The sequence below is a fragment of the Devosia sp. genome, assembly GCF_036406155.1.
In the GTDB taxonomy this organism is placed as follows: domain Bacteria; phylum Pseudomonadota; class Alphaproteobacteria; order Rhizobiales; family Devosiaceae; genus Devosia_A.
Window position 1 is genome coordinate 1 of record NZ_DASWVV010000150.1, and the last position, 6,269, is coordinate 6,269.

Genomic DNA, 6,269 nt, shown 5'->3' on the forward strand with positions numbered 1-6,269 from the left:
GGATCACCAAAGCGCTACCGCGCTCGTGTCGAATTGATGGCGCGGAATGGTCCAGAAGCAAAGAGGCGGGCCGGGGCCCGCCTCCCAGAAGCGCGATCCTTGCGCTCGATCAGAACAGGCGCAGCACGGCCTGGTCGGCCTGCGAGGCCATCGACAGCGCCGTCGACGACAGCTGCTGGCGGGTCTGCAGGGCGAGCAGGTTGGCCGCTTCCTCGTTGGTGTCGGCGAGCGTCAGGTTCGCCGCACCGGTCTCGAGGGTGTTGATCATGTTCTTGGTGAAGTCCTGGCGGTTCTCGACGATCGACAGGTTGGAGCCGAAGTTCGAGGCGTGCGACCGCAGCGTGCCGAGCGCATCGCTCAGCACGTCGAGCCGGGCGTCGAGCGTGGTGTCGTTGTCGAAGTGCGCCTCCTCGGCAAGAGTGATACCGAGTTCGGTGTTGTTGATCGACGTCGCGCTGCCGTCCGACTTCTTGGCCTGGATCTCGATGGTCGAGGTGCCGGTCTCGTTGAAGGTCAGCTTCAGCTTGTCGCCGCGCAACAGGTTGATGCCGTTGAACGAGGCGTCGTCGGCGAACTTGTCGAGCTGGTCGCGCAGGTTGTTGAACTGCTCAACAAGGCTCTTGCGGACCTCGTTGCCGCCGATATTGGCAGCGCCGCTGGTCGTGCCATCGAGCTTGCCGCTGCTGGTGACGCCGTCGATATTGAGGGTCTGCGTCGACAGGTTCTCGATGCGCAGCTTACCGTTGTCGTTGGACGCACGGATCGCGGTGTTGAGGTTGCTGTCATTGTTGATCTTGTTGACCAACTCGTCGACCGTATAGGCGGCGGCGCCGCCACTGGCGCTGCCGTTGGCCGCGTCGACGTTGGCAATGCCCGTGGTATTCGCGAAGCCCGAGGTGTTGACGTCGGAGACCGCCGTGGCGGCGATCTGGATATCCGAGGTCGCCCCTTTGAGGTTCGACGTGATGGTCAGGTCCGTGCCATCGTTGGACAGTGTCACACCCGTGACGCCGGCGGTGGCAAACGCGGCACTGATGGCGCTCTGCAACTCGTCGATGTCGTCGATCGTGTCATCGCCGTTGCCCACGCCCTGAACGACCGCGCGATTGATCGTGACGGCCTTGGCCGCACCACCGTCCACAGCGATGGTGAACGAGAGGGCGTCGTCGACATCGAAGGTCTGGGGCCCGCCAAAGGTGAAGCTGGTAGAGCTGGACGTGGCGTTGCTGGACGCCGCCGCATCGGTGCCAGCAAGCGACACGGATTGGGCAGAGGTGAACGCACCGCCGGTGAAAGTCAGCGTGCCCGAGGTCAGCGAACTATCGACGGTATAGGACGCGGTCTTGAACGACTTGTCCTGGCGGGCCTGACGCAGGGTCGACTGCATCGATTCCACCGTCTTGGTGATCGACTTGAGGCCATTGTCCGCGGCCTCGATGGTCGAGATACCGTTCGACATGGAGTCGAGCAGGTTGCCCATGTCGGAGGCGCGACTGTTGAGCGAGGAGGCGGTGAAGAAGTTGGTCGGGTTGTCGAGCGCCGAGTTCACCTTGAGGCCGGTGGCCAGACGCTCCTGCGTCTTGGACATCTGCGCTGCGGTGGACTGCAGGCTCAGGAGGTTCGAGCGAACCGCCTTGGTAAGGTTGATATCGGCCATGTTGTTTCCCTTTCTGGGTTCCGATCAGAGTAGCTTGCGCCTCTTCCTGAGACAGCCGGGGAACTATGGCGAGCAGACCGTAAAGAAGCGTTAACGGGCGGCGCGCAGTTGCATGTTCCACGCCCGTGGCATGGCCGCGTTTGAAGCCGTATCATGCTGACAAGAAACGAGAATTCGACACGAAGGGGATGCGGCAACCTGCCGTGATCGGAGCCGGGGGGGACGGCGCTGCTCAGATGGTCTTGTCGGCGAGGTGCAGCGGCGAATCCGGAGGAGTCCATTCCCCCGTGCGCTGATAGACCTGCTGTGGCGTCACCGGCTTGGGCGACAGCGCACCCGAGAGAACGGCCGCGACGTAGGCGGTTCCCGGCGGATCGGGTGGAGGCGGCAGCGGTGGCAGCACATCGGCGAGCTGCCCACGTTGGGCACCGCTGCTCTGGCCGGAGGCATCGGCGGTTGCCGAGTCGGACGCGGCGACCGCCGCTACGCGGGGCTTGCGCTCCGCGCCTGCGACATTGGCGGCGCTGACTGGTTCCGGCGCGATCATTTCCGCGTCCATCCTTGGACCTGACGATTCGCGGGAAACCTATCGGCCGAACGCTTCGGGAGAGTTTCCGGGGGAGCTGCAGTTTGCCTAAAATTGGACCGCGGTCAGAGCGCGCGGTTGACGGCGATGCCCCTGGCAGCCGTGGCGGGGGCGGTGCCCATCTGCCCGCCGGCCCCGTAAGTCCTGGGGCGTTCCGAACGGCCGACGGCCGCGGCCACGTCGGTCAGCAGGTCCTCGGTGACGGTGCGCGCGGTGGCGATGACCCTGAGGTTGTCGGCCATCTGCGTCGCCAACCGCTCGTGGCCGCTGCGCAGACGGGCAAGCGCCTCTGGCGCCTCATGGCTGAGCCGGGCCATCTGCCGCTGCACGGAGCGGGCCAGCGTCACGTAGTCCTGGGCGAGGCGGGTCTTGTCGGCCGTCAGCGCGCCAGCGTCGCGCATGCGGCCCGCGTGCAGCAGCGTCGTCTCCTCGTTCATGACGGCCGCGAGTTCCTCGAGCGTCGCGGCGGCGCGATCGCACAGGGCGGCGGCCGGCAGGTCGTCGAGGGCGGCAAGACGGTCTCTGGCAGTGGTCAATTTGCAGCCTTCCTTTGCTAAATCGTTGAGCGCGCGGCAGATTCCTGGAGCGCAATGAGGTCGGCCATGAGGCTGTCCGCGAGGCCGACGCCGCCGGCCTCGGCCATGGCGGTGGCAAAGTGCTCGGCCTGCATGCCGCGCCAGGTCTCCTGGGCGAAACTTGCTTCGGTATCAATGCCGGAGAACATTTCCTTCATCAGCGTGGTGAGGAAGACGCCCTCCAGTTCCCGGGCCTGCAGGCGCAACTGGGCATGTGGCTCCGCCGCATTGTTACCCGCCCGATGAACGAAAGATGAGCCTTGCACTTACAGCACCTCTATCTCGGCCTGCAGCGCGCCAGTGGCCTTGATCGCCTGCAGGATGGCGATGAGGTCGCGCGGGCTGATGCCGAGCGCGTTGAGCCCGTCCACCAGCTGCTGCAGCGTCACCGATTCCGGCACGACCGCGAGGTTTCTGCTGGTCTCCTCGACGGTGAGGTCGGTGCGCGGCACCACCGCGGTTTCGCCCATGCTCAGGGGCGCCGGCTGCACGACTTCGGGACTCTCGGCAATGGTGACCGTTAGATTGGCCTGAGCGACCGCGACGCTGGAGACGCGCACGTCCTTGCCCATGACGATGATGCCGGAATTCTCGTCGACGACGATGCGGGCCGGCTGGTCGGTCTCGACCACCAATTGCTCGATGTCGGTCAGCAGGTCGACGATGTTGCCGTTGAAGCCGCGGGGCAGGTGGACCCGGACCGTCGCCGGATCCTCCGGCGTCGCCGTCGGCACGCCGATGAAATCGTTGATGGCGAGGGCGATGCGGCGGGCGGTGGTGAGATCGGGGTTGCGCAGCGCGAGGCGCAACGTGCGCTGGGCGCCGAGGGTGAAGCCGATCTCGCGTTCGATCAGGCCGCCGGCGGAGATGCGGCCCGTGGTCGGCACCCCGGAGACCACCGTCGCCGCGTCGCCGGCCGCCTTGAAGCCGTTGATCAGCACCGAGCCCTGGGCGATGGCGTAGACCTCGCCGTCGGCGCCGAGGAGCGGCGTCACCAGCAGGGTGCCGCCCTGCAGGCTGTCGGCGTCGCCGAGGGCGGAGACGTTGACGTCCAGCCGGCTGCCCTGCGTGGAGAAGGCCGGCAAATTGGCCGTGACCATGACGGCGGCGACGTTGGCGGTGCGCATGTTCTCGCCGCGTGTGTTGACGCCGAGCCGCTCCAGCATCGCCTGCAGGCTCTGCCGCGTGAAGGGCGAGTTGTTGAGGCTGTCGCCCGTGCCGTTGAGCCCGACCACGAGGCCGTAGCCGACGAGTTGGTTGTCGCGCACCCCCTCGATATTGACGATGTCCTTGATGCGTGCCGCGCTGGCGCTCGCAGCGGTCGGCGCCGCCATCAGGCCGGCGCCCGCGATGGCGACGGCGAGCAATTGTCTGAGTAGCCGGAATTCCATGCCGTTTGTCCCCGATGTGCCCGGCCCATCCCCATGAGCCGAGACGTCGGCTGCAATGGAGCGAAAACCATGCCAACTCCGTGCTGGATGACATAACTCTTTGAAAATACGGAAAGAACGGCGGGGCGAGCCCGGCGCCCACCGACCCCGATGAGCAAGTCTTGCCGGGCCCGTTAAGCAATCGTTAACCGCCGCCGGCAGATTTTGCCGAGGAACGAAAGTGGAGCCCTGAGTCCGTGCGGGTCGACAGCAAGGCGAGGATCGGAAGCGCGGCGGCGCGTGGCACCAGCCACGCGGGCCGATCCGCTGCTGGTTTCCGCCTCGAGGGCGGGGCAGCGGCAGCGCCCCCCGCGGCAGGCGCGGGGATTGTCGCTGCGGCCGGGATCGACGCGCTGCTGGCGCTGCAGGCCGTCGACGATCCGGCGCACCGGCGCCGGAAGCAGGTGCGGCGGGCGACCGGTCTGCTCGATGCACTCGAGGACATGCGGGCCGACCTGCTCGCCGGGGCCGCGAGCGACGAGCGCCTGGGACAGCTGCAGGCGCTGATCGGGGAGGCGCGCGAGCGCACCGATCAGCGGTTGGATGCAGTGATCGACGACATCGAGCTGCGGGTCCAGGTCGAACTGGCCAAGCGCGGAATCTACTTACAGTCCTGAAGCCGCGCGCCGCCGCGGCTCACATGTGGGACAGCAGGGCTTTCCAAGCTTGCCCACCGTAGCCGAGCCAACTATATAGGCCGTCCTTAGGGGCGCATTGGAGTTGATTCAGCGAATGTCGTCTTTGGATATGCTTGAGTATCGGCCCACCGACGATGAGCCGTTTATGAATCCCCGGCAGCGGGAATACTTTAGACATAAGCTTGAACGGTGGAAGGAGGAAATCCTTCGGGAGAGTCGCGAGACACTCGAGAGCCTGCAGGAAGAGAGCCAGAACCATCCCGACATGGCGGACCGGGCCTCTTCCGAAAGCGACCGGGCGCTCGAACTCAGGACGCGCGACCGCCAGCGCAAGCTGATCGCCAAGATCGATGCCGCCCTGAAGCGGATCGAGGACGGCACCTACGGCTATTGCGAGGAAACCGGCGACCCGATCGGGATCGCCCGGCTCGACGCGCGGCCGATCGCCACGCTGAGCCTCGAAGCGCAGGAGAGCCACGAGCGCCGCGAGAAGGTCTACCGCGACGAATAGCGGGACCGGCAGCGTATTGCCTCAAGGCCCGCCCGGCGGGCCTTTTTCTTGCCGGGGGGAGCCACGCCGACAACCTGGGCTCGCCGCTATCGCCGCACGGGGCGGCAATCTCTCTCCCGCGGGTTGCAGGAGCAGGCGTGGACGGCAATATACGGGGGGATTTCATGCGACGGGGAGTCGGACGCTGCTCAAGGTAATTTTCGGGGTGCTGCTCGCCGCCCTCCTGTCGGCGCCCGCCCTCGGGCAGGACACCGGTGCAAGCTGCGCCTCGATCGAAGACGATGCCGCGCGTCTGGCCTGCTATGACGGGGTGTTCCGCAAGGGCCCCCTGCCCGGTGGGGAAGGCAGCCTCATCATCGCCTCCGAGCGGCTCATTCCTGCCCTGCCCACCGGCCGCGAGCCCGCCGAGATGGTCGTCGCCTGCGACGCCGGCACGCTGAGCGTGCAGTTCCGCTTCGCCGGGCAACTCGTCTCGGTGTCCGGCGACATCGCCCCGGTCACCTTCCAGGTCGACCAGAATGCCACCAGCGTGCGCACGCTCAGGGCCTCGCCCGACAACACCGCGGCAGGGTTCTGGACGACGCCGGAGAGCGAGGCCTTCCTCAACTCGCTGGTCGGCGGCACCAACCTCAAGGTGCGGATGACGCCGGTGCGGCAGCGCTCGCTGACCGTCGACTTCCGGCTCGACCGCAACCAGGCCGCCATCGATACGCTGCGCGAGGGCTGCCGGAACTAGAGCGGTTCTGGCTTAGTTTGAAGCATATCCTGCATTTGCGAAGTAGTTTGCGCATTCTTCTGGCTCGATGGATTGGACGAGGGCGCCGATGTGGCGCCATGTATCGGGGACGGTTCGGCGCTGGGCCATGCGCATG

Annotated in this window: 8 protein-coding genes and 1 pseudogene; 3 read left to right on the plus strand and 6 right to left on the minus strand. The window is 66.3% G+C overall.

The window, feature by feature from the left end; genetic code table 11:
- Positions 1 to 109: 109 nt before the first annotated feature.
- The 5 genes from VGD93_RS09550 to VGD93_RS09570 all read right to left on the minus strand — a co-directional run bounded on the left by VGD93_RS09550 (position 110) and on the right by VGD93_RS09570 (position 4,209).
- The gene (locus tag VGD93_RS09550) at positions 110 to 1,657 is read right to left on the minus strand and encodes a flagellin (RefSeq protein WP_395011469.1); all 1,548 of its coding nucleotides are present in this window, start codon (positions 1,655 to 1,657) and stop codon (positions 110 to 112) included.
- A gap of 232 nt (positions 1,658 to 1,889) precedes the next feature.
- A complete protein-coding gene (locus VGD93_RS09555; RefSeq protein ID WP_395011471.1) occupies positions 1,890 to 2,204 on the minus strand; it encodes a hypothetical protein in 315 nt (104 codons plus the stop codon).
- 104 nt (positions 2,205 to 2,308) lie between these two features.
- The gene (locus VGD93_RS09560) at positions 2,309 to 2,779 is read right to left on the minus strand and encodes a hypothetical protein (protein ID WP_395011473.1); all 471 of its coding nucleotides are present in this window, start codon (positions 2,777 to 2,779) and stop codon (positions 2,309 to 2,311) included.
- Between the two features lie 17 nt (positions 2,780 to 2,796).
- On the minus strand, positions 2,797 to 3,024 hold the full coding sequence (locus VGD93_RS09565) for a rod-binding protein (RefSeq protein ID WP_395011475.1): 228 nt from the start codon (positions 3,022 to 3,024) through the stop codon (positions 2,797 to 2,799).
- 60 nt (positions 3,025 to 3,084) lie between these two features.
- Positions 3,085 to 4,209, minus strand: coding sequence for a flagellar basal body P-ring protein FlgI (locus tag VGD93_RS09570; RefSeq protein WP_395011477.1), 1,125 nt, complete (start codon positions 4,207 to 4,209; stop codon positions 3,085 to 3,087).
- Between the two features lie 236 nt (positions 4,210 to 4,445).
- On the opposite strand from VGD93_RS09570, the gene VGD93_RS09575 reads away from it, so the two are divergent.
- The 3 genes from VGD93_RS09575 to VGD93_RS09585 all read left to right on the plus strand — a co-directional run bounded on the left by VGD93_RS09575 (position 4,446) and on the right by VGD93_RS09585 (position 6,133).
- Positions 4,446 to 4,865: a flagellar assembly protein FliX gene (locus tag VGD93_RS09575; protein WP_395011479.1), complete on the plus strand. Its 420-nt coding sequence runs from the start codon at positions 4,446 to 4,448 to the stop codon at positions 4,863 to 4,865.
- Between the two features lie 115 nt (positions 4,866 to 4,980).
- Positions 4,981 to 5,397 (plus strand): RNA polymerase-binding protein DksA, encoded by a 417-nt coding sequence (dksA, locus tag VGD93_RS09580; protein ID WP_395011481.1) that lies wholly within the window; start codon positions 4,981 to 4,983, stop codon positions 5,395 to 5,397.
- Between the two features lie 205 nt (positions 5,398 to 5,602).
- On the plus strand, positions 5,603 to 6,133 hold the full coding sequence (locus VGD93_RS09585) for a hypothetical protein (protein WP_395011483.1): 531 nt from the start codon (positions 5,603 to 5,605) through the stop codon (positions 6,131 to 6,133).
- 12 nt (positions 6,134 to 6,145) lie between these two features.
- On the opposite strand, the pseudogene VGD93_RS09590 reads toward VGD93_RS09585, so the two are convergent.
- Positions 6,146 to 6,269 (minus strand): annotated as a pseudogene (locus VGD93_RS09590) (IS630 family transposase); the annotation flags it as partial.

Coding starts and splice junctions, on each gene's coding strand:
- VGD93_RS09550 (WP_395011469.1), bottom strand. CDS start 1,657: ATGGCCGATATCAACCTTACCAAGGCGGTTCGCTCGAACCTCCTGAGC.
- VGD93_RS09555 (WP_395011471.1), bottom strand. CDS start 2,204: ATGATCGCGCCGGAACCAGTCAGCGCCGCCAATGTCGCAGGCGCGGAG.
- VGD93_RS09570 (WP_395011477.1), bottom strand. CDS start 4,209: ATGGAATTCCGGCTACTCAGACAATTGCTCGCCGTCGCCATCGCGGGC.
- dksA (WP_395011481.1), top strand. CDS start 4,981: ATGTCGTCTTTGGATATGCTTGAGTATCGGCCCACCGACGATGAGCCG.